General features: G+C 73.2%; 21 protein-coding genes. 10 read left to right on the top strand and 11 right to left on the bottom strand.

Features of this window, described 5'->3' with window-relative positions; all coding sequences use genetic code 11:
* Positions 1 to 232: 232 nt before the first annotated feature.
* The 5 genes from BLT52_RS06345 to BLT52_RS06325 form a co-directional block, all read right to left on the bottom strand.
* Positions 233 to 1,306 (bottom strand): ATP-dependent DNA ligase, encoded by a 1,074-nt coding sequence (locus BLT52_RS06345; protein WP_090591675.1) that lies wholly within the window; start codon positions 1,304 to 1,306, stop codon positions 233 to 235.
* Between the two features lie 32 nt (positions 1,307 to 1,338).
* Positions 1,339 to 1,695, bottom strand: a complete 357-nt coding sequence (locus tag BLT52_RS06340) for a VOC family protein (RefSeq protein ID WP_090591673.1) — start codon at positions 1,693 to 1,695, stop codon at positions 1,339 to 1,341.
* A gap of 70 nt (positions 1,696 to 1,765) precedes the next feature.
* Positions 1,766 to 2,947, bottom strand: coding sequence for a Gfo/Idh/MocA family protein (locus tag BLT52_RS06335; protein WP_090591670.1), 1,182 nt, complete (start codon positions 2,945 to 2,947; stop codon positions 1,766 to 1,768).
* Positions 2,948 to 2,972: 25 nt separating this feature from the next.
* Positions 2,973 to 4,076 (bottom strand): Gfo/Idh/MocA family protein, encoded by a 1,104-nt coding sequence (locus BLT52_RS06330; protein ID WP_090591667.1) that lies wholly within the window; start codon positions 4,074 to 4,076, stop codon positions 2,973 to 2,975.
* Positions 4,061 to 4,804, bottom strand: a complete 744-nt coding sequence (locus BLT52_RS06325; protein ID WP_231946527.1) for a ThuA domain-containing protein — start codon at positions 4,802 to 4,804, stop codon at positions 4,061 to 4,063. The genes BLT52_RS06330 and BLT52_RS06325 overlap by 16 nt, the downstream gene beginning before the upstream one ends.
* A 219-nt stretch (positions 4,805 to 5,023) precedes the next feature.
* Between BLT52_RS06325 and BLT52_RS06320 the strand changes: the two genes are divergently transcribed.
* Entirely contained in the window at positions 5,024 to 5,737 is a 714-nt protein-coding gene (locus BLT52_RS06320; RefSeq protein ID WP_090591664.1) for a GAF and ANTAR domain-containing protein, read from the top strand.
* Positions 5,738 to 5,777: 40 nt separating this feature from the next.
* Here BLT52_RS06320 and BLT52_RS06315 read toward each other — a convergent pair whose 3' ends face one another.
* Positions 5,778 to 6,212, bottom strand: a complete 435-nt coding sequence (locus tag BLT52_RS06315) for a nitroreductase family deazaflavin-dependent oxidoreductase (RefSeq protein WP_090591662.1) — start codon at positions 6,210 to 6,212, stop codon at positions 5,778 to 5,780.
* Positions 6,209 to 6,787, bottom strand: a complete 579-nt coding sequence (locus BLT52_RS06310) for a GNAT family N-acetyltransferase (RefSeq protein ID WP_197679224.1) — start codon at positions 6,785 to 6,787, stop codon at positions 6,209 to 6,211. The genes BLT52_RS06315 and BLT52_RS06310 overlap by 4 nt, the downstream gene beginning before the upstream one ends.
* Before the next feature lie 95 nt (positions 6,788 to 6,882).
* Here BLT52_RS06310 and BLT52_RS06305 point away from each other — a divergent pair, with 95 nt between their 5' ends.
* The 3 genes from BLT52_RS06305 to BLT52_RS06295 all read left to right on the top strand — a co-directional run bounded on the left by BLT52_RS06305 (position 6,883) and on the right by BLT52_RS06295 (position 9,609).
* Positions 6,883 to 7,329 (top strand): DoxX family protein, encoded by a 447-nt coding sequence (locus BLT52_RS06305; RefSeq protein WP_090591660.1) that lies wholly within the window; start codon positions 6,883 to 6,885, stop codon positions 7,327 to 7,329.
* Positions 7,330 to 7,399: 70 nt separating this feature from the next.
* Positions 7,400 to 8,134, top strand: coding sequence for a response regulator transcription factor (locus tag BLT52_RS06300; RefSeq protein WP_090591659.1), 735 nt, complete (start codon positions 7,400 to 7,402; stop codon positions 8,132 to 8,134).
* Positions 8,131 to 9,609, top strand: coding sequence for a HAMP domain-containing sensor histidine kinase (locus tag BLT52_RS06295; protein WP_090591657.1), 1,479 nt, complete (start codon positions 8,131 to 8,133; stop codon positions 9,607 to 9,609). The genes BLT52_RS06300 and BLT52_RS06295 overlap by 4 nt, the downstream gene beginning before the upstream one ends.
* A gap of 19 nt (positions 9,610 to 9,628) precedes the next feature.
* Here BLT52_RS06295 and BLT52_RS06290 read toward each other — a convergent pair whose 3' ends face one another.
* Positions 9,629 to 9,988 (bottom strand): glyoxalase superfamily protein, encoded by a 360-nt coding sequence (locus tag BLT52_RS06290; RefSeq protein WP_090596378.1) that lies wholly within the window; start codon positions 9,986 to 9,988, stop codon positions 9,629 to 9,631.
* An 85-nt stretch (positions 9,989 to 10,073) separates the two neighbouring features.
* Between BLT52_RS06290 and BLT52_RS06285 the strand changes: the two genes are divergently transcribed.
* Positions 10,074 to 11,564: a long-chain-fatty-acid--CoA ligase gene (locus tag BLT52_RS06285; RefSeq protein ID WP_090591654.1), complete on the top strand. Its 1,491-nt coding sequence runs from the start codon at positions 10,074 to 10,076 to the stop codon at positions 11,562 to 11,564.
* Between the two features lie 62 nt (positions 11,565 to 11,626).
* Here the strand turns inward: BLT52_RS06285 and BLT52_RS06280 are convergent, their stop codons facing one another.
* The gene (locus tag BLT52_RS06280; RefSeq protein WP_090591652.1) at positions 11,627 to 12,979 is read right to left on the bottom strand and encodes a phenylacetate--CoA ligase family protein; all 1,353 of its coding nucleotides are present in this window, start codon (positions 12,977 to 12,979) and stop codon (positions 11,627 to 11,629) included.
* Between the two features lie 58 nt (positions 12,980 to 13,037).
* Positions 13,038 to 13,982 (bottom strand): glycosyltransferase family 2 protein, encoded by a 945-nt coding sequence (locus BLT52_RS06275; protein ID WP_197679222.1) that lies wholly within the window; start codon positions 13,980 to 13,982, stop codon positions 13,038 to 13,040.
* A 179-nt stretch (positions 13,983 to 14,161) separates the two neighbouring features.
* On the opposite strand from BLT52_RS06275, the gene BLT52_RS06270 reads away from it, so the two are divergent.
* Both BLT52_RS06270 and BLT52_RS06265 read left to right on the top strand, forming a co-directional pair.
* Positions 14,162 to 15,274, top strand: coding sequence for an acyltransferase family protein (locus tag BLT52_RS06270; protein ID WP_090591650.1), 1,113 nt, complete (start codon positions 14,162 to 14,164; stop codon positions 15,272 to 15,274).
* 167 nt (positions 15,275 to 15,441) lie between these two features.
* The gene (locus BLT52_RS06265) at positions 15,442 to 16,536 is read left to right on the top strand and encodes a DUF1972 domain-containing protein (RefSeq protein ID WP_090591647.1); all 1,095 of its coding nucleotides are present in this window, start codon (positions 15,442 to 15,444) and stop codon (positions 16,534 to 16,536) included.
* A gap of 78 nt (positions 16,537 to 16,614) precedes the next feature.
* On the opposite strand, the gene BLT52_RS06260 is transcribed toward BLT52_RS06265, so the two are convergent.
* Complete coding sequence (locus BLT52_RS06260; RefSeq protein WP_090591646.1) at positions 16,615 to 18,171, bottom strand: metallophosphoesterase; 1,557 nt, start codon at positions 18,169 to 18,171, stop codon at positions 16,615 to 16,617.
* A 257-nt stretch (positions 18,172 to 18,428) separates the two neighbouring features.
* Between BLT52_RS06260 and BLT52_RS06255 the strand changes: the two genes are divergently transcribed.
* From BLT52_RS06255 to BLT52_RS06245, 3 genes are all read left to right on the top strand, one after another.
* Positions 18,429 to 19,577 carry a glycosyltransferase family 4 protein gene (locus tag BLT52_RS06255; protein ID WP_197679221.1) on the top strand — a complete coding sequence of 383 codons (1,149 nt, stop codon included), beginning with the start codon at positions 18,429 to 18,431 and terminating at the stop codon, positions 19,575 to 19,577.
* Positions 19,574 to 20,335, top strand: a complete 762-nt coding sequence (locus tag BLT52_RS06250; protein WP_090591644.1) for a CDP-alcohol phosphatidyltransferase family protein — start codon at positions 19,574 to 19,576, stop codon at positions 20,333 to 20,335. Before BLT52_RS06255 ends, BLT52_RS06250 begins: the two co-directional genes overlap by 4 nt.
* A 68-nt stretch (positions 20,336 to 20,403) precedes the next feature.
* Entirely contained in the window at positions 20,404 to 21,297 is an 894-nt protein-coding gene (locus BLT52_RS06245) for a glycosyltransferase family 2 protein (protein ID WP_090591642.1), read from the top strand.
* Positions 21,298 to 21,299 lie beyond the last annotated feature (2 nt).

Raw genomic sequence — 21,299 nt, 5'->3', positions numbered from 1 at the left:
CGGCTGTCCCGAGACCACGGCCGACACGTCTCCAGGGGGCAGCCCCCGCGCCGACACCCCCTGACCGCGGGCACCTCCGGAGGGCCGAACCCGACGGCGGCGTCCGGACGGCGGGGCCTCACAGCCCCAGTCCCTGGCTCGCCCTGGGGACGTGTACGCCGTGAGCCCCGGACATCACGACACGCCGCGGCACGCCGGGCGTGACCGGGACGACATACAGCCGATCAGGGGGTCAGGAGGTGGCGGGCGGGGCGAAGATGTCGGCGAGGTCGTAGCGGACGACCTCCTCCAGCTGCGCGTAGGTGCAGGAGCGGGGGTCCCGGTCGGGACGCCAGCGGTTGAACTGGGCGGTGTGGCGGAACCGGGCGCCCTCCATGTGCTCGTAGCGGACCTCCACCACCAGCTCGGGCCGCAGCGGGGTGAAGGAGAGGTCCTTGCCGGCGTTCCAGCGGCTGGTCTCCGAGCTCCGCGGGGTGCGCGTCCCGTCCTCCTGCTTGGCCCAGGCCCAGGGGTGGTCGTCGAAGGTGGTCACCAGCTCCTGCATCTCGGTGAAGAGCTCCTTGCGCCGGGCGGCGGGGAAGGCACCGATCACCCCGACGCTGGCCAGGTCGCCGGCCTCGTCGTAGAGCCCGAGCAGCAGCGAGCCGATGGCGTCCGGTCCGGACTTGTGGGTGCGGTAGCCGGCGACCACGCAGTCGGCGGTGCGCTGGTGCTTCACCTTGAACATCGTCCGCTTGTCCGGCAGGTAGGCCCCGTCCAGCGGCTTGGCCACCACGCCGTCCAGCCCGGCGCCCTCGAACTCGGAGAACCAGCGCCGGGCCAGGGCCTCGTCACGGGTGGCCGGGGTCAGGTGGACCGGCGCCCGGACGTCGGCCAGCGCCTCCTCCAGCAGCGCGCGGCGGCGCTCGAAGGGCTCGCGGGTCAGGTCCTCGTCGCCCAGGGCGAGCAGGTCGAAGGCGACGAAGCTCGCCGGGGTCTCGCCGGCCAGGCGCTTGATCCGGCTCGCGGCGGGGTGGACCCGCTGCTGCAGCACCTCGAACTCCAGCCGGTCCCCCACCACCACGACGATCTCGCCGTCCAGCACCACCCGCTCGGGGAACTGCTCGGTGAAGGCGGTCACCAGCTCGGGGAAGTACCGGGTCATCGGGCGCTCGTTGCGCGAGCCGATCTCCACCTCGTCGCCGTCGCGGAAGACGATCGAGCGGAAACCGTCCCACTTCGGCTCGTAGCTGAGCGCGCCGGTGGGCACCTCGGGCACCGACTTGGCCAGCATCGGCTTGACAGGTGGCATCACCGGCAGCTGCATGGGGCCCATCATGGCGGTTCGCGGTCGCGGCGTCAGCGCTGGGCCCAGACGCCGAGGACGTTCCCGCTCGGGTCGGCGAAGGTGAACCGCCGCCCGCCGGGGAAGACCTCGGGCTCGGTGACCACCGTCCCGCCGGCCGCGGTCACCCCGGCCAGCGTGGCGTCGAGGTCGTCGGAGTACAGCAGCACCAGCGGGCCCTCACCGCCCGGCCGGCGGGTGGTGGTGATACCACCCACCTCACCCTCCCCGCCGGGACCCTGGATGCCGGCGTAGCCGGGCCCGTAGTCGGTGAACGCCCAGCCGAACGCCTGCTCGTAGAACGAGCGGGCGGCCGGCAGGTCGGTGACGCCGAGCTCGACGTAGTCGATCACGTGGTGCAGGTTCGGCACGGCGCCTCCTCCGGTGTCGGTGCCACCCGGCGTGGCAGGCGGCACCGACAGATCCGTGGGATCGGGGCGTTCAGAGCTGCTGCCAGGACCCCTCGGCCGAGCTGGTCTCCACCGCGGCCAGCAGCTGCTGGATCTGCGCGCCGTCGGCGAAGGACGGGCTCGGGTCCTCCCCCGCGGCCAGGGCGACCAGGAAGTCCCGCGCCTGGTTGACGAAGGTGTGCTCGTAGCCCAGCCCGTGACCGGGCGGCCACCAGGCCTCGAGGTAGGGGTGGGTCGGCTCGGTCACCGAGATCGTGCTGAACCCGGCCCGGTCGCCGAGGCTGTGGTCGTAGTGCTGGAGCTCGTTCATCTGCTCGAAATCGAAGGCCAGCGAGCCCGCCGAGCCGTTGACCTCCAGCGAGATCCGGTTGCGGCGCCCGGTGGCGAAGCGGGTGGCCTCGAAGGTGGCCAGCGCGCCGCCGTCGGTACGGGCCAGCACCACCGCGGCGTCGTCCACGGTCACGGGTCCGGTGCGGGCGCCGGCGGCCGAGGCGCCGAGCTTGCCGCCCGAGCCCCCGGCCTGCTCCACGAGCGGTCGTTCCTTGACGAAGGTCTCGGTCCGCGCGGTCAGCGACGACAGCCGCTGGCCGGTGACGAACTGGGCCATGTCGAGGATGTGGGCGCCGATGTCGCCGAGCGCCCCCGAGCCGGCCTTGTCCTTCTGCAGCCGCCAGACCAGCGGGAACTCCGGGTCGACGATCCAGTCCTGGAGGTAGAGGCCGCGGATGTGGCGGATCTCCCCCACCGCGCCCTCGGCCACCATCTGGCGCATCAGCGCCACCGCGGGGACGCGGCGGTAGCTGAACCCGACCATCGAGCGGACGCCCTCGGCGCGCGCCCGCTCGGCCGCGGCGACCATCTCCTCGGCCTCGGCCACGGTGTTGGCCAGCGGCTTCTCGCACAGCACGTGCTTGCCGGCGGCCAGGGCGGCCAGGGCGATCTCGGCGTGGGTGTCACCCGGGGTGCAGATGTCCACCACGTCGATGTCGTCGCGGGCGACGACCTCGCGCCAGTCGGTGCTGGTCTCGGCCCAGCCGAGGGTGGTGGCGGCCGCCGCGACGGCCTCGGCGTCCCGGCCGACCAGGACGGCCATCTCCGGGGTCAGCTCGAGGTCGAAGAAGCGGTGCACGTTGCGCCACGCCTGGGAGTGCGCGGCGCCCATGAAGGCGTAGCCGATCATGGCCACGCGCAGCGGTCGGTGGGCTCTGCTCATCGGTGTCCTCCGGTCCAGGGTCGGGTCAGGCGACGTCGGGGGTGGCGTCCAGGGGCACGGCGGCGGGACGCTCGCAGCGGCTGCGCACCGCCACCTCGCGCCGTTCCTGGATGGACTCCAGGGCCCGCTCCATCACCTCGTTGACGTGGTAACCGAGCTCGGCGCTCTGCCGGTGCGGCTCGTCGCGGAGGATGGCGCGGGCCATGTCGGCCAGGCCGTAGCCGCGCCCGGCCTCGCGGTAGCCGGCGCTGGGCGGCACGGGGGTGAAGGTCGTCCCGCGCATCTCGGTGCTGATCCCCACCGGGTCGTCGAACCGGTTGGGGTCGGGCACGTCGAGGCTGGCCTCGGTGCCGTACAGCTCGATCCGCGGCAGCCGGCTGGCCGGGGCGTCGAAGCTGACCACCAGGGTGCTGAGCACGCCGCTCTCGTGGCGGAGGACCGCGCTGACGTGGGTGTCCACCTCGGGCTCGATCACCTCACCGGCGCGCGGCGCCCCCTCGGGCACCACCCGCTGGCTGCGCACCCGGGAGCCCATGGCGCTGACGCCCTCGATCGGGCCGAGCAGGGTGACCAGGGCGGTCAGGTAGTAGACGCCCATGTCCAGCAGCGGCCCGGCGCCGTGCTGGTAGTAGAAGGCCGGGTTGGGGTGCCAGCTCTCGTGCCCGGGGCTCATCATGAAGGCCGTCGCCGCCACCGGCTGCCCGATGGCGCCGGAGTCGACCAGCTGGCGGGCGGTCTGGACGCCGGTGCCGAGCACGGTGTCCGGGGCGCTGCCCAGACGCCGGCCGGCGGCCGTGGCCGCACGCAGCATGGCGTCGGCATCGGCCAGGCTGGTGGCGAAAGGCTTCTCCAGGTAGACGTGCTTGCCGGCCTCCAGCGCGCTGATGCTCAACGGGGCGTGCATCTGCGGCGGGGTGAGGTTGAGGACGGCGTCGATCCCGTCGTCGGCCAGCACCTCCTCCACCGTGCGGGCCGGTGCCCCGGTCTCGGCGGAGACGCGCTCGGCGGCCGCGGGGACGGCGTCCACCACCGCGGCGAGGCGGAGCCCCCCGAGGCGGGACAGGCTGGCCAGGTACTGGGCCGCGATGTTGCCGCAGCCGACCATGGCGACGTTCAGCGGCTCGCCCACAGCAGACCCCTCCGGACGATCAGGTTGACCGACGGGTCCTCCAGGACGTCCACCTGGTGACCGGCGGTGGTCACGAAGATCCTGCCCTCGCCCCACTGGCGGGTCCAGATCGCCGGAGAGGTGACCTCACGGTGCCAGGGGTCCCACTCGCGGACCTTCTGGGTGGTGGTGGCCAGCACGTCGACGTAGTCGTCGGACAGCACCCAGTACTGCTCGGTGACCAGGTCGAAGTCCTCGATGCCGGTGGTGATCGGGTGGTCGGCGGCCTCGGGCAGCATGGTAACCCGGTAGGGGACGTAGTTGTCGGACATGTCGCCGACGCGCTCGTCGGGGTGCTTACCCGGGTGGCAGGCGAACTGCCCGCCGACCAGGTGCAGGTAGTCGGAGGTGTTGCGGTAGGAGTCGGCGATCCCGCCGTGCCAGCCCGCGAACCCGGCGCCCGCCTCGACGGCGGAGCGGAGCCCCTCGAACTGCTCCTTCTCGATGGTGCTCATGGTCATGCACTGCACGATCAGGTCGACCCCCGCCATGTAGCCGGCGTCGGCGTAGGGCTCGGGCGAGCCGTGGACGTCGACGGTGAAGCCGGACTCCTGCAGGAAGGGGATGAAGAGGTCGGTGGCCTCGACGGGCTGGTGGCCCTCCCAGCCGCCGCGGACCACGAGGGCCCTCCGGGAACGGGACGGGTCGAAGCCGGCCAGGGTGGCAGACGGCTCGTTGGACTGGGTCACGAAGGTCGGTCCTCTCGGTGGCGACGGTGCACGGGAACAGCCTGCCCTGTCGCCGTCGCGGCCCGGCACTCGACCCCCTGAGACGCTGCCGCTCCCGCTGCTGATCCCCGCGGGGATCGAGATGAGGTCCTGGCGGCTGTCTGCTCAACCGCCAGGCCACCTCAGGTCTACCCCGTCGTGGTGCCACGAGCCCTTGCGCACTCGGTTATCTTCTGCAGCGTGGGACACCGAGACCTCGCCGACGCCCTGGCCGTCGCCGCCCGCGCGATGCAGGACTCGCGCGGGGAGACCGACACCCTGGAGGTCGCCGTCAGGCTGGCGGTGGACGTCGTGCACGGCTGCACCTCCGCGGGCCTGTTCGAGCTCGACAGGAACGGTCGGGTGCGCACCACGGCCGCCACCGACCCGCTGGTCGAGCGCGGGGACCAGCTGCAGCTCCAGCTCGGTGAGGGGCCCTGCCTGACCGCACTGGTGGGGGAGCCGGTCGTGCTGAGCCGCGACCTCTCCAGCGAGTCCCGGTGGGCGTCGTGGTCGAAGGCCGCCTCCGACGAGCTCGGGATCCGCTCGATGCTGTCGCTGCAGCTCTACACCGGCCCCCGTGGCCACGGCTCGCTCAACCTCTACTCCACCGAGCAGGACGCCTTCGACGACCGGGACCAGGCCGTCGCCGTCACGCTGGCCGCCCAGATCGCCGCCGCCATCGCCGCGGCCCGCCGCGACGACCAGCTCACCGCCTCCGCCGCCAGCCGCACGGTCATCGGGCAGGCCCAGGGGATCCTGATGGAGCGCTACCACCTGGACGCCTCCCAGGCCTTCGCCGCCCTGATCCGCACCTCCCAGTCCTCCAACACCAAGCTGTACGCGGTGGCTGAGACGCTGGTGCGGACCCGGCAGACCCCTGCCGCCCTCACCGAGGACGACCCCGCGCGCTGAGGCGCCCGGTCCCGGGGACGGGCGCCCGTCCGGTCGACCGTCAGCGGCGCTCGAGGACGAACAGCGGGATCTCCCGCGACGTCTTGGTCTGGTAGTCCGCGTACGGCGGGTACGCCGCGACCGCGCGCTCCCACCACTCGGCGCGCTCGTCGCCGGAGATCTCGCGCGCGGTGGCCGGGTACCGCTCGGTGTCGACCATCACCTCGACCTCCGGGTGGGCGACCAGGTTGTGGTACCACTGCGGGTGCTCGGGCGCGCCGCCCTTCGAGGCCACGGCCAGCTGCACGCCGTCGTGCTCGACCCGCATCACCGGCACCTTGCGGATCTTCCCCGACCTCGCACCCCGGGTGGTCATCAGGATGACCGGGCGGTCCATCACCTGGGCGGCGTTGGTGTTGCCGGCCGCCTCGATGGCCTCGACCTGGTCGCGGACCCACTTCTCCGGGCTCGGCTCGTACTCGGGTTCGGTGCTCATGCCCCCACGATGCCACCCGGACCCAGCCGCACCGCACCTGGTCCGGTGGTCGGCAGCCGCAGCTCCACCGGGACGTGCGAGGGACGCGGGTCGCTCACCAGCCGGGCCATGGTGCGGACGTCGTGGCGGGCGCCGTCGTGGTGGAACTTCTCGCGCTCCACCCCCTCGGCGACGAAGCCGGCGACCTCGGCGACCCGGGCCGAGGCGGTGTTGTCGACCCGGTGACCGAGCTCCAGCCGGTGCAGCCCGAGGACGTCCAGGGCCCAGTCGGCCACGGTGGCCGCGCACCGCCCGGCCAGGCCGCGGCGCCGGTGGTCCGCGGCCACCCAGTAGGAGAGCCAGCCGGTGCCGTGCCGCGGGTCGAGGTGGCTCACCGCGACCTGGCCGACCGCGTGGCCGTCCACCTCGATGGCCAGGAACACGCCGTAGGGGTCGCGCTGGCGGTCCCGGACCCAGCTGCGCGCGACGACCTGGTCCTCGATCGGCGCCAGCTGGCGGGCCAGGTCGGGGTGGCTGGCCCGGGCCCGGACCAGGTCGCCGGCGTCGTCCAGGCCCCAGGGCCGCAGCAGCTCCACGACGGCGATCCTGCCACCGGTCCGCCCCGACGCCCCGACCGTCCGCGGCCCGGGCACTAGGGTGGCGGCGACCGTCCGGGCTCGAGGAGGGACGCATGGAGTCGTTCGTGCGCGTGCTGCGCGACGTGGTGCTGCTGGTGTCGAGGTGCGTGCTGGGGGCCGTCGCCCTGTGGCACGGCTGGCAGCACTGGCGCATCGACGGCCTGGACGCCCAGGTGGCGGCGATGACCGCCCAGGGCGTCCCGCAGCCGCAGGTGGTGGCCTGGGGGTTCACCATGCTCGAGCTGGTCGGCGGTGCGCTGCTGGTGTTCGGGGTGCTGACGCCGGTGCTGGGGCTGCTGTTCGCGGTGCAGGCGGCGCTGACCCTGTTCTGGCTGGACCCGGGGACCGTGGGTGGGGTGGAGCTCGTCGCGGTGATGGGCGCGCTGGCGCTGGTGCTGGCCGTCTTCGGCGCCGGCCGGGCCGCCATCGACCAGCTGTTCCGCCGGCCCGAGGAACCCGAGGACGACGAGCTCCGCTACGACGAGACCCGTCCCGCCTGATCTCCGGCCTCACAGCAGACGCACAGCAACCGCACAGCGTCCGCCGCGGTCTCGGTGCCAGACTCGGGGCATGCCGACCTCCGACGTGCGCCGCGAGCCGCTGACCCGCCCCGACGGCACCCCCATCCGGGTGCTCGCGGTGGACGACGAGCCCAGCCTGACCGAGCTGCTGTCGATGGCCATGCGCTACGAGGGCTGGCAGGTGGGCACGGCCGGCAGCGGTCTGGCTGCGGTCCAGGCCGCGCGCGAGCTGCGTCCGGACGCGATCGTGCTCGACATGATGCTGCCCGACTTCGACGGCCTGGAGGTGATGCGCCGGATCCGCACCGAGCAGCCCGACGTCCCGGTCATCTTCCTCACCGCCAGGGACGCCGTCGAGGACCGCATCGGCGGGCTCACGGCCGGCGGTGACGACTACGTCACCAAGCCGTTCAGCCTGGAGGAGCTGATCGCCCGGCTGCGCGGGCTGCTGCGCCGCACCGGGGCCGACCAGCCGCGCTCCAGCTCCACGCTGGTCGTCGGCGACCTGGTCCTGGACGAGGACAGCCACGAGGTCACCCGGGCCGGGGAGCCGGTCAGCCTGACCGCCACCGAGTTCGAGCTGCTGCGCTACCTGATGCGGAACCCGCGCCGGGTGCTGAGCAAGGCCCAGATCCTGGACCGGGTGTGGAACTACGACTTCGGCGGGCAGGCCAACGTCGTGGAGCTCTACATCTCCTACCTGCGCAAGAAGATCGACGCCGGGCGCCCGGCCATGATCCACACCATGCGGGGCGCGGGCTACGTGCTGCGGCCCGGCGGATGACGCTCCCCCGGACCACGGCCGCGCACCGCTGGGTCGGCGGCACCGGCAGCCTGCAGCGCCAGCTGCTGCTGCGCACCCTCGCGGTGCTGGCGGCGACCTGCGTGCTGATGGGCGCACTGACCACCCTGATCGCCCGCGAGCTGCTGGTCGGTCAGGTCGACCGCGAGCTGGGGGCGGCCAAGGAGCGGACCCAGCGCGGCCCGCTGTCCGAGCGCCGCGACGGCACCCCGCCCGAGGGCGTGGACCTGCCGGGCCAGCAGATCGGCACCGTGGTCGTCGTCTCCGACGGGTCCTACGTCCGCTACGGCATCCTGTCCGAGGGCGGGCCGGACGACGTGGACCGGGACGCGGTCAACACCCTGCTGGGCGTGCCCCCGGACGGGCGCAAGCAGACGCTGGAGGTGCCCGGGCTGGGCCGCTACCGCGTGGTGGCCTTCCTCCGGGGCAGCGACCTGGTGGTGGTGGGCCTGCCGCTGAAGGAGCTCGAGCTGGTGCTGGCCCGGCTGGTCGCCCTGGAGGCCCTGCTCACCGTGGCGGCGCTGGCCGGGGCCGCGGCGGCGGTGCGCACCGTCGTCGTCCGGGGGCTGACCCCGCTGAACCGGCTCGCCGCCACCGCCCAGCAGGTCTCCACCCTCCAGCTGGGCAGCGGCGAGGTGGACCTCGCGGTCCGGGTGCCGCCGGCCGACGCCGACCCGGCCAGCGAGGTGGGCCGGGTGGGGGTGGCCTTCAACCACATGCTGGGCAACGTGGCCGGTGCGCTGGCCGCCCGGCAGGCCTCGGAGAACCGGCTGCGACGGTTCGTGGCCGACGCCTCCCACGAGCTGCGCAACCCGCTGGCCGCCATCCGCGGCTACGCCGAGCTGACCCGGCGCGGCTCGGACCAGCTGCCGCCGGACACCACCTTCGCGCTGACCCGGGTGGAGTCGGAGGCGGAGCGGATGTCGCGGCTGGTGGAGGACCTGCTGCTGCTGGCCCGGCTGGACTCCGGCCCCTCGGTCCAGCTGGCCCCGACCGACGTCAGCGAGCTGGTGGTGAACGCGGTCAGCGACGCCCGGGTGGCCGGTCCCGGACACCAGTGGGCCCTCGACCTGCCCGGCGAGCCGGTGGTCGCCCTGGCCGACCACCACCAGCTGCACCAGGTGGTGGTCAACCTCCTGGCCAACGCCCGCACCCACACCCCGCCCGGGACGCACGTCACCACCGCCCTGCGCGCCGAGGAGGGCTGGGCCGTGGTCACCGTCACCGACGACGGCCCCGGCATCCCGGCCGACACGGTGGAGCGCGTCTTCGAGCGGTTCACCCGCGCCGACGTCGCCCGGGCGCGGGTGGGCGGGGGCGACGGGCGTCCGTCCGGGACCGGGCTGGGGCTGGCCATCGTGGCCGCCGTGGTCGAGGGGCACCGGGGGCGGGTGGAGGTGACCTCCCGGCCCGGCGAGACGGTCTTCACGGTCCGGGTGCCTCTGGCCGACGGATGAGGACGGGCTCCGGCGGGGCTCAGCCGGCGGTCTGACAGAACCGCAGCGTGCTGCCGAAGGGGTCGAGGACCTCCATCGTCGGGCCGCCCGGGGAGTCGGCCTCGATGCCCGGACGGAGCCCGCGGAAGGGCTCGGCCAGCAACTCGCCCTGCAGCGCGCGGAGGTCGGCGACCGGCACCCACACCGCGGTGCCGGGGGTGCCGTCGCCGTGGTGGCCGGACAGGTCGAGCAGGAGGTCGTCGCGGCGGACGCGGAGGTAGAGCGGGAGCCCGGGTGCGAATCGGTGGGCGAAAACCTCGGTGAAGCCCAGCCAACCCAGGTAGAAGTCGCGGGCCAGCATCTCTTCGAAGATCCGCAGCACCGGGACGGCCGCACCCATGCCCACCACGTCGCCTCCTCAGCGTCAGACCCGATGGTGCCACGAGGCGACCCGGCTCGTCACCGCCCGCGGGTAGGGTCCTGCCATGACGGCCAACATCGCCCGCTGGATCGACGACCGCGCCTCCACCGACCCGGGGCTGCCGGCGATCCGGCAGGGCGAGCTGCTGCTCGGCTACGGCGAGCTGGCCGACGCCTCCGCCCGCTGCGCCACGCTGCTGGCCGGCAAGGGGGTGCGGGCGGGCGACCGGGTCGCGCTGACCATGCCCAACGTCGCCTGGTTCCCGGTGGTCTACCACGCCATCCTGCGGCTGGGGGCCGTGGTGGTGCCGATGAACCCGCTGCTGCGCTCCCGGGAGATCGTGCACGCCTGGAGCGACTCCGGGGCCCGGGTGGCGGTGGTGTTCGCGCTCTTCGCCGAGGAGGCGGCCGCCGCGGCGGCGAGCACCGGCACCGAGGTCGTGGTGGTCGCACCGGGCGCCTTCGAGGACGAGCTCGCCGCCCTTGAGCCCACCCCCGGCGTGGTCGACCGCGAGGCCGACGACACCGCGGTCATCCTCTACACCTCCGGCACCACCGGCACCCCCAAGGGCGCCGAGCTCACCCACGACAACCTCAGCACCAACGTCGCGGCGGTGGTCGAGACGCTGACCCACATGACCACCGAGGACGTGGTGTTCGGCGGGCTGCCGCTGTTCCACTCCTTCGGCCAGACCGTCGGGCTGAACTCCGCCATGCAGGCCGGCGCCTGCCTGACCCTGCTGCCGCGCTTCGACGGCGCCGAGGCGCTGGAGGTCGTGCAGCGCGACCGGGTCACCATCTTCCTCGGGGTGCCGACGATGTACACCGCGCTGCTCGCCGTCGCCGACAAGGAGGGCTACGACACCTCCTCGCTGCGGCTGGCCATCTCCGGCGGGGCGTCGCTGCCGCTGGAGGTGCTCAACCGGGTGCAGCGGACCTTCGGGTTCCAGCTGCTGGAGGGGTACGGGCTGTCCGAGACGTCCCCGGTGGCCTCCTTCAACCACCCCGACGCCGAGGCCCGGCCGGGATCCATCGGCACCCCGATCCGCGGCTGCGAGTTCCGGCTGGTCGACGAGGACGGCCACGACGTCGCCGAGGGCGAGGTGGGCGAGATCGCCATCCGCGGCGAGAACGTCATGCGCGGGTACTGGCAGGACCCGGAGGCCACCGCGGAGATGGTCCGCGACGGCTGGTTCCGCAGCGGGGACCTGGCCCGCCGCGACGCCGACGGCTACTACTACATCGTCGACCGGGTGAAGGACATGATCCTGCGCAACGGCTTCAACGTGTACCCCCGCGAGGTCGAGGAGGTGCTGTACAGCCACCCCGACGTGACCGAGGCCGCCGTCTTCGGCGTCCCGCACCCCGAGCACGGGGAGGAGGTCGCGGCGAAGGTCACCCTGCGCGAGGGGGCCACGGTGACGGCGGAGGAGCTGCGGGAGTGGGTGAAGGCGCAGGTGGCGCCGTACAAGTACCCGCGCACCGTGAGCTTCGGGGTGCTGCCGAAGGGGCCGACGGGGAAGATCCTGAAGCGGGAGATCAGCGTCGAGGAGTGACCGGTCGGGGCCGGCACGCCCGCCTCCGCCCGGGGATGGGCGTCGGCCCGCGCCGGGCCGGACTAGCTCGCGTCCGCCGGCGCGACGTCGCTGATGACGTACTTGATCTTGCCGCGGGTGTACGGCAGCGACCCGACGTACTCCAGCCGCACCGGGGCCTCGCCGGCCACCCGCTGCCGGAGCGTCTGGACCGCCTCCTCGATGTGGGTGCGTGCGTCCGGGACGGTCTCGTCGGCGACCACGCGGACCACGATCGAGTAGTCCGCCTGCTGGTGGATCTGGAAGAGCTTCACGCTGCTCGAGTGCTGGCTGAACATGGCCATCAGCCGGTGGTTGAGAGCAGCGCCGCTCGGCAGCCGCAGGACGTCCGTCGTCCTCCCCTCCGGCTTGGCCATCACCGGCAGGGTGACACCGCAGGGGCAGAGGTCGGCGGTCAGCGCGCCACGGTCACCCAGGCGGTAGCGGATCAGCGGCTGGACGCGGTTGGTGAGGTCGGTGACGACGATGTCGCCCACCACCCCCGGCGGCACGGGCTGGTCGTCGGCGTCCAGCACCTCGATGCGCCGCATGTCGGAGAACACGTGCAGCCCCTGCTGCTGGGAGCACTCCCCCGCCATCCAGCCGAGCTCGGATCCCCGGTACTCGTCGTACACCGGTACGCGGAAGACCTGCTCGAGCCGGGTGCGGACCTCCTCGGTGAGCGGGGCGGCCGTGGTGGCCACCGCCCTCAGCCACGGCACCTGCAGGCCGTGCGCGTCGACGTGGTCCGCGAACTCCACCAGGGCGCCGACGTACCCCTCCAGCAGGGCCGGACGGGTCGCCACCATCTGGTCGTGCAGCGCCCTCAGGGTGTCGGCCTCGATCTTGCTCGCGTCGGCGTACACCTGCCGCGACGGCCACCACGCCGCCGCCCGCTTGACCGCGTCGGCCCGCCCGAAGCCCCAGCGGGCGAACCGCGCCAGGTTGTCCCAGGGCTCGACCCCCCACCAGCCGTACATCCGCCAGGCGAGGGGCAGGGTGGGCACGCGGGCGTCGTGCAGCACCTTGAGCGGCTCCCCGGTGCTGCCGCCGGTGAGGGCCGGCCGGGTGGTGCGGGGCGACGCCTCGCTGGTCGTCATCCGCCCCGTGTTCTGCTTCACGACCGTCCGGTTGACCACCGGGAGCCGGGCCCACACCGCCGGGTCGCGCAGGTCGGCGAGATCGCGTGGCGACAACCCGTGCTCGGCGTACAGGTCACGGTAGAAGCCGGTCTCCCGGGCCGCGAAGGTGGCGATGGCCGCTGAGCGCTCCGCCGTCAGCTCGTCGAGCTGCTGGCGGGGCAGCCGCTGGTTCGCCAGCAGCTCGGCGTGCAGTGCGCCCACGCGCCTCCGCACCGTGTGGCTCTTCAGGGCGAAGGCAGCCTGGGCCAGATCCATGTCGAGCAGCGTAGTGCTCCGCCCGTGCCCGCGCTGGGAACCGGACGTCCCCGACGGATCAGCCGGTGTCGCGGGCGTACTCAGCCCCGCGGCGCCCGAAGGCCCCCTGGAGCCGACCGAGCGCGAACCACGCACGACGTCGGGCGACGGCGTCGCGCCGGGTGTCCCGCCGGACCCGGCCCCACCAGTGCTGGGCCGTGAACACCGCCCAGCGGGCGCAGGCCCCCAGGACCTGGGCGGTGCGGGCCAGCGCCAGCCGCGCACCCTCCCGCTGACCCAGCTCGAAGTGGGCCCGGGCCTGCCCGTGCGCGAGCGTCCGCTGCCGGACGAAGGCCACCGTGGCGCGCTCGGCCGGCACCACGTCCCGCACCACCGACTCCGCGCACGCCACCACCGATCCCCCGGCCTGCAGCACCGCCTGGCCGAACGCGGTGTCCTCGCCACCGGCGAGACCCAGCGTCACGTCGAATCGCACCCCCAGGGAGCGGACCGCGGCGGCGTCCACCAGCACGTTCCCGGTGGCCAGGGCCGGCAGGGAGGTGCCCGTCGGTCGGCGGGTCCGGCGGAAGAAGCCGCCGGCGACGAGCCAGGGGTCGCTCCCCTCCGGCCAGACGTAGTCGACGTGACCCATCACGACGGTGGGCCGGTGCGCCAGCCAGGTGCTGACCAGCTCGGCCAACCACCCGGGCTCGGGCTCCACGTCGTCGTCGATCATGACGAGGAGCTCGTCGGGGCCGGCCAGGTCGAGCGCACGCTGGCGGACGCGTGCGATCCCCGGCCGGGGCTCGTGGGAGTGGAGGACACCGTGACGCGCCGCCACCGCGGCGGCCGAGGCACCAGGGTCGTTGTCCACGACTGCCACCCGCCCACCGCCGCCGTGGCTGCCCAGCTGCTCGAGCACCTCGGTGAGCAGCCGGTCCAGCAGCGCCTCGCGCCGGTAGGTCGGGACCGCCACCAGCACGGACGGCTCCGCCTCCCCACCCACACCACCGGTCGCGTGCACGTGCGCATCCTCTCAGGTCCAGCAGCCCGGCACGCCAGCCCTGCGAGACGAGGTCGACCGACCGCACGTGGGGCGGGTCCGAACCTCGTGCCCGACCGGTGCTCGCCCGTCGCGGGCTTTGTGCCCAGCGCCTCGTCCATTCTCCTGCCACGGGCGGTCCGCACGGCTAGGCTCCGACCGTGTCGAACCGGGGACCGGCGCTCGAGCAGGCCGTGGCCGCTCCCGCCGCACGCGAGCGAGCCGGGTGGATGGACACGCTCCGCGGAGCGGCCATCCTCCTGGTGATCCTCTGGCACGCCCCCTCCGTCCTGAGGATCCACGGCTTCGACGTGCCCGGCGTCCTCATCCTGCTGAACGAGACCTTCGCCCCGTACCGGATGCCGGTGCTGATGGTCCTGTCCGGGCTGCTGCTGCAGCGGTCGCTGAACAAGCCGCTCGGGGGCTACCTGCTCGGCAAGCTCCGGCGCATCCTCTGGCCGCTGCTCGTCTGGGGGATGCTGAACTACGCTCTCGGTGACCAGGAGACACCGGTGTGGTCGAAGGTGAACTGGACCACGCCCTACCTCTGGTTCCTCCTGTACATCCTCCTCTTCTACCTCGTGGCCCCCTTCCTGCGTCCCCTGCCGCGGTGGGTGCCCGTGCTGGCCCCGTGGGTGGTCAGCCAGCTCCCCGGGCTGACCCAGGACGAGCGTCGCTTCATGTTCCTGGCCGGCTTCTTCTTCCTGGGTGCGCTGGTCGCCGCCCGTGACGATCTGCTGCAGCGGGTGCTGGCGGCCCGGGCGACGTGGCTGCTGGCCCTTCCTGTGGTGGCGTTCAGCCTGCTCTTCGTGCTGCTCGGGCCGTGGCGTTACTACGGGGTCCTGGCACCGTTCTCGGTCGCCGGCGTGCTGCTCGCCGTGAAGGTCGCCCGGCTCCCATCGGTCGAGCGGCTCACCGGTCCGCTGCGATTCGTCGGCCGGCACTCGATCGTGTACTACTGCACCCACTTCCCGCTGCTGCTCGCTCTGGTCTGGCTGGCGGGTCGGCTCGCCCTGCCCGCCACACCAGCGGCCGCCCTGGGGGTGCTCGTGTGCCTCGCGCTGGGCACGCTGGTGGCGCGGGCGTCGACGTCACCACCGGTGGCCTGGCTCTTCGTGGCTCCCTGGCCGCAGCGGTCCAGGGCGCACCTCGAGGCGGTCGACGTGCCCGCGCTACGCCCCGGCCCGGGTCCTGCGCCGAGCACCGCGGCGCTGACGGCCGTGTCGGCCGTCGCCCTCACGGGTCTGCTGGCCGTCGGCATCCGCTTCATGTGACCGGGTGGCGCGCCAGGCGGAGCCGCAGGACGGGGAGCCTGTCGCCCCGCTCGGCGGAGGGCACCCGGCACCGGGTCGGAATAGCATGCGGCCTGAACCGCGGCCCCGCACGGCGGCCCGGACACGACCCTTGGGGGAGCTCGGTGGACGCTGGACTCAGTATCGCGATGATCGGGACGCGCGGCGTCCCCGCGCACTACGGCGGTTTCGAGACGGCCGTCGAGGAGGTGGGACGCCGCCTGGTGGAGCGCGGCCACCGGGTGCGCGTCTACTGCCGCCGGGGTAACGCGGAGGGGGACCCGACGGAGCACCTCGGCATGGAGCTGGTGACGCTGCCCGTGGTGAAGCGCCGCTCGCTCGAGACACTGGCGCACACCGCGCTGTCGACCGCCCACCTGCTCCGCCACCGCACCGACGTGGCGTTCGTCTTCAACAGCGCCAACGCGCCGCTGCTGCCGCTCATCCGGGCCGCGCGCATACCGGTGGCGACCCACGTCGACGGCCTGGAGTGGAAGCGGGCCAAGTGGGGCCCGGTGGGCCAGCGGTACTACCGCCTCGCCGAGCGCGCGTCCGTGCTGCTGTCCGACGCGCTCATCGCCGACGCACAGGGGATCGCTGACTACTACCAGGACAAATTCGGTGCCCTCTCGGACCTGATCAGCTACGGCGCCCCCGTCCTGGGCGAGGCCTCCTCCGACCGGCTGCCCGAGCTCGGACTGCAGGCGCAGGGCTACCACCTCGTGGTCGCGCGGATGGAGCCGGAGAACCACGTGCACGTCATCGTGGAGGGCTACGTCCAGAGCTCCGCCCGACGTCCCCTCGTGGTCGTCGGCTCGGCGCCGTACGCCGACGAGTACATCGCCCGCACCCAGCAGCTGGCCGCCGGGGACGACCGCGTCCGCTTCGTCGGGGGCGTGTACGACCAGGAGCTCCTCGACCAGCTGTACGCCGGCGCGCTGACCTACCTGCACGGCCACTCGGTGGGGGGTACCAACCCCTCGCTGCTGCGCGCGATCGGGGCGGGGACGGCGACGCTCGCCTACGACGTCAACTTCAACCGCGAGGTGCTCCGCGAGGACGGCGGGTACTTCGGGACCGCCGCCGACCTCAGCGGTCTGCTGGACCGGGCGGAGGCGGAGCCGGCGGCCATGGCGGTGCGGGGTCAGCGGCTGGCCGCGCGTGCGCGCGACTACGACTGGGACGACGTGGCCCAGGCCTACGAGTCCCTGGCCACCCGGCTGCACCGGCCACGCGGGCGGTGAGCGCACGACGCCGACCCCGGCAGCCGTGGTCGGCTGCCGGGGTCGGCGTTCGTGGTCGGTCCCGCCGACCCCGGGGGCTCAGATGAAGTCGACGTCCGCGTACTCGACGGTGAAGTCGGTCAGGGTGCGGTCGTCGTCCGGGCTGTAGATCCGGCTGGACAGCGTCCCCTCCTCGGTGTCGATCTCCACCAGCCGCACGGGGTTCGTGGCACCCGGGGAGTTCTGCAGGAACGAGTAGACCGTGTTGCCCTCGGCGCCGACGTCGGTCCTGCTGGCGGCGGTGCCCGTGTGCCCGGAGAACACCATCTTGATGTTCGGGTGCTTCTTGATCAGGTTGTCCCACAGGTACTGCGGCGACGTGGTGCCGTATCCCCCGTTGGTCTGGCCGATCCTCCCGCTGCCCTCCAGGTAGTGGTGGGTCTGGACGATGACGTTGTACTCAGGGTGCGAGGCGACGACGTCGTCAGCCCACTCGATCGCAGCCTTGCGGGGCCACAGCTCGATGTTGAGCACCAGGAACTTCTTGCCGCCGGCCTCGAACGTGCTCCACAGGTTGTCCACCTTGTTCGGCTCGAACACCCCGCCCACGTTGCGGAAGCGATCGGCTGAGAAGACGCCGTTGATCTCCTGGGTCTGGCGCACGAGCAGGTCGCTGCGGCACTGGCTGGCGCCCAGCCGCTCCGGGCACTCGGGGTTGTACATGTACGCCCCGCCGCCGTAGCCGGTGCTGCCCTCGACGTTGTTCCACCCCACGGCCCGGGTGTCGTGGTTGCCCACGGTCAGCACGTACGGCAGCCCGGCCTCCTCGACGGTGGCCATGGCGTCCACCGCGACATCAAGCTGGCTGGGCTCGAGCCAGCCCCAGTTGGTGACGTCCCCGGAGTGACCGACGTACCTGAGGTCCAGCTCGCTCCGGTTCTCCACCAGCCAGCTGGTGATGTTGCCGAACCTCTCGTCCCCACGGCTCGTCATCGCCTGCGTGTCCGGCAGCACCGCCAGGGAGAAGGTGCTGTCGCCCGTCGTGGGCGGCGGCTCGTGGGCCTCTGCGGGAGGAGCGGCGTAGAAGGCGGTGTCGCCCTTGACCCAGCCGGCGGCGGTCAGCTCGCGCTGGGTGGCGGTGTCGGCCGCCAGGCGGGTGTGCCCGCCCTTGGCGTACCGGACCACGCCCACGCAGTCGGTGCCGGCCTGCGGCAGGGCGTGGAACCGCACGCCCTGGTCCCGGTAGCCCTCGGCGACGAGCGCCTCGACCGCCGCGCCCCGGGGCGCGAGGGTGAAGTCGGCGCGGGCCGGGTGGTAGAGGCGGTGGATGGGCACGAGTCCTGACGGGGACAGGCTGCCGAGGTAGGCCACCCCGTGGCGCTCGGTGAACCCGTACCGGCTCTCGGCCCCGTCGGCCTCGGACACCCAGGGGGTATCCAGCGTCGAGAGCAGCTTCGGGTTGCTCGCCTGCTGGATCTCGGCGGTCAGTGCGTCGCACCCGACCGCCGCCTGGGCCGTCGAGGCACCCAGCCCGACCAGCGGCACCGCCAGCGCGACAGCCAGGACGCCGCGCAGGCCCCGGTCCAGTCCACGGGTCGGCCCGCTGCCGGCGATGTTCTTCTTCTTCGTCCGACCATGACGGCGTCCGACACTCATATGCACTCCCCCGAGTCCATGGGCCGATGCCCTTGTGTGCGCTCAGGGTCGCACACCAAGTGACGCACAGGAAACCCTTGCCCTGCGCTCAGGTTCGGCGCCCGCGGAAGCCCTCCGGGCGCCCGGGAGGTCGGCTAGAGTCGTGCCGCGCCTCGGAGGGCGTGTCTCCGTCAGGAGCTCGATCGGAGAAGGTCCGCCATGACGCACCAGGTGCCACCCGAAGAAGACCCCCGCGTCGAGCGCGTCCGGGGTCGATCGTGACGACGCGCACCGTCCTGGTCGCCCACCCCGGCGCCGAGCTCTACGGCTCGGACCGCATGGTCCTGGAGTCCATGCGCGCGCTGACCACCGACACCGTCCGCCCTGTCCTGGTGGTCCCCCGGCGCGGGCCGCTGCTCGAGGAGGCCGCCAACGAGGGCCACACCGTGCTGATCTGCCCGACACCGGTCATCAGCAAGTCGGCCCTCGGGCCGCACGGGCTGCTGGACCTGCTGCGGACGACCCTGCGGTCCCTGCTGCCCGGCTGGCGCCTGCTCCGCTCGGTCGATCCGGCCGTGGTGGTCGTCAACACCGTGACCCCACCTCTCTGGCTGCTCCTCGCGCGTCTCCGTGGCGTCCCCACCATCAGCCACGTGCACGAGGGCGAGGCGAGTGCCTCCCGGCTCGTCCAGCGGCTGCTGTACCTCCCGCTGACGCTGGCCAGCTCGATCGTCGTGAACAGCGAGTTCAGCCTCGGGGTGCTCAGCAGCGCCGCGCCCTGGCTGGCGCGGCGCTCGGAGGTGGTGCTCAACGCGGTCGAGGGCCCTCCGCAGGTCGTCCCGCCGCGCGAACGGGTCGAGGGTGCGATCAGGCTGCTCTTCGTCGGCAGGTTGTCCGCGCGCAAGGGACCGCACGTGGCCGTCGAGGCCGTCGGCCTGCTGCGCGACCGCGGGGTCCCGGTCACGCTCGGGCTGCTGGGGTCGGCCTCCGAGGGATACGAGTGGTACGAGCAGCAGCTCCGCGACGCCGTGCACGACCGGAAGCTGACCGAGCAGGTCCACTTCCACGGCTTCCAACCCAGGATCTGGGACCTGGTGCGCGACGCGGACGTCGTCCTCGTCCCCTCGACGGTCGACGAGCCCTTCGGCAACACGGCGGTGGAGGCCCGACTCGCGGCCCGTCCGCTCGTGGTCAGCGACATCAGCGGCCTGCGCGAGGCCAGCGCCGGCAAGGGCTCCGTCCGGCGCGTCCCGCCGTCGGACCCCGTCGCCCTCGCCGATGCGGTGGAGTCCCTCCGCGACGGGTGGGACGAGGAGCGCGGACAGGCGCTCGCCGGGGCCGCTGACGCGCGGGACCGCTTCTCCTCCGCCCGCTACGCCTCCAGGCTTCGGTCCGCCGTGGACCGCCTCCGGAAGGATCGACGATGACGACCCCTGCTGGCACCACACGGCCCGCGTCCTTCCGTGGCTCGATGACGCAGCTCCGGACCGGCCAGAAGAGCAACGTCAACGCCGCCGCCTACTCGCGGTGGGTCAACCGACCGGCGGGCCGCGTCCTCGCCGCCGCCGCCCACCAGGCCGGACTGACCCCGAACCACGTCACCGCCACCAGCGCCGTGTTCACCTTCACCGGCATCGCCTGCCTCGCCCTGCTGCCCCTCGGGGTACTCACCGGCGTCGTGGTGGCCCTGCTGCTGGCGCTCGGCTACGCCCTGGACTCCGCGGACGGGCAGCTGGCCCGCCTGCGGGGCGGCGGACGGCCCAGTGGTGAGTGGCTCGACCACGTCGTCGACGCCACCAAGATCGCCGTCCTGCACCTCGCCGTGCTGTCGCTGTGGTTCCGGGAGCTGGTGCAGCCGGAGCTCCTGCCGCTCGCCACCGTGCTGATCCCGCTGGGGTTCTCCGCGGTGGCCTCGGTGTCCTTCTTCGGCATGATCCTGACCGATCTCCTGCAGCGCCGCTACGGCTCCAAGGTCGACCCGGGCCTCCAGGGGGAGCAGCACGCCCCCGCGCTCGGCTCGTTGCTCGCGCTGCCGGGCGACTACGGCCTGCTCTGCGTGGCCTTCGTGCTGCTGGCCTGGTGGCCCGCCTTCGTCGTCGCGTACAGCCTGCTGGGTCTCGCCGCCCTGGGCATGCTGGCCATCCAGCTGGTCCGCTGGTACCGCCGGATGGAGGCCCTGTCCTGAGCGGGGACGGAGCGCGGCCGGAGGACGGCACGCGGCTGACCGGCCCCCCCGACGCCGCGACGTCCTCGGTGGCCATCGTGGTGGTCAACTACGGGGCCTCGGCGATGGTCGAGGGAAACCTGCTGCGGACGGTCGGGGACGGCTTCGCCGGCTCGGTGGTCGTGGTCGACAACTTCAGCAGCGACGCCGAGCGGCAGGCGGTGACGGAGGTGTGCTCCCGGAATACCTGGCTGCTGGTCCCCTCCGAGGTGAACAGCGGCTACGGCGGCGGCAACAACCTCGGCGTCCGGGCGGCGATCGCCGCGGGTGCGACGGAGGTGCTGCTCCTCAACCCCGACGCCCACATCGGGACCGACGACCTCGCCCGGCTGCAGCAGCGGGTCCGGCAGCAGCCGATGACCTTGCTGGCACCCCTGGTGGTGCGTCCGGACGGACGGGTCTACTCGGCCTCGACCGACCTGCACCTGCGCACCGGCGAGATGCTGGCCACCCGCCGCCGGCCGGGCGGGGTCCGGGACAGCGACGTCCACGTGTGGGTCAGCGGGGCCTGCATGATGCTGAGCACGCGTCTCTGGTCCCACGTCGGTGGGTTCGACGAGGCCTACTTCCTCTACTGGGAGGACGTCGACCTGTGCCGGAGGGTGGTCCTGGCCGGCGGGGACGTCGCCGTGGACGAGTCCTGCACCGCCGTGCACGACGAGGGCGGCACCCACGGTTTCGAGGGACCCTCCCGGGCGAAGTCGCCGATCTACTACTACTACAACGTCCGTAACCGGATGCTCTACGCCCGTCTCCACCTGCCGGCGCGGGACCGACGTCGCTGGGCGCTGCGGGCGCCCCTCGTCGCCTACCGGATCCTGCTGCAGGGTGGGCGCCGCCAGCTGGTCCACCCGGGCCGGACCGTCTGGCCCGCCCTGCGCGGCGTCGTCCACGGCTGGGCGCTGCTGCGCAGCCGGGGCTGACG

Origin of the sequence: Auraticoccus monumenti, from assembly GCF_900101785.1 — a bacterium.
Taxonomy (GTDB): domain Bacteria; phylum Actinomycetota; class Actinomycetes; order Propionibacteriales; family Propionibacteriaceae; genus Auraticoccus; species Auraticoccus monumenti.
The sequence above is the reverse complement of the archived record's forward strand: the minus strand, read 5'-3'. Positions and strand labels throughout refer to the sequence as shown.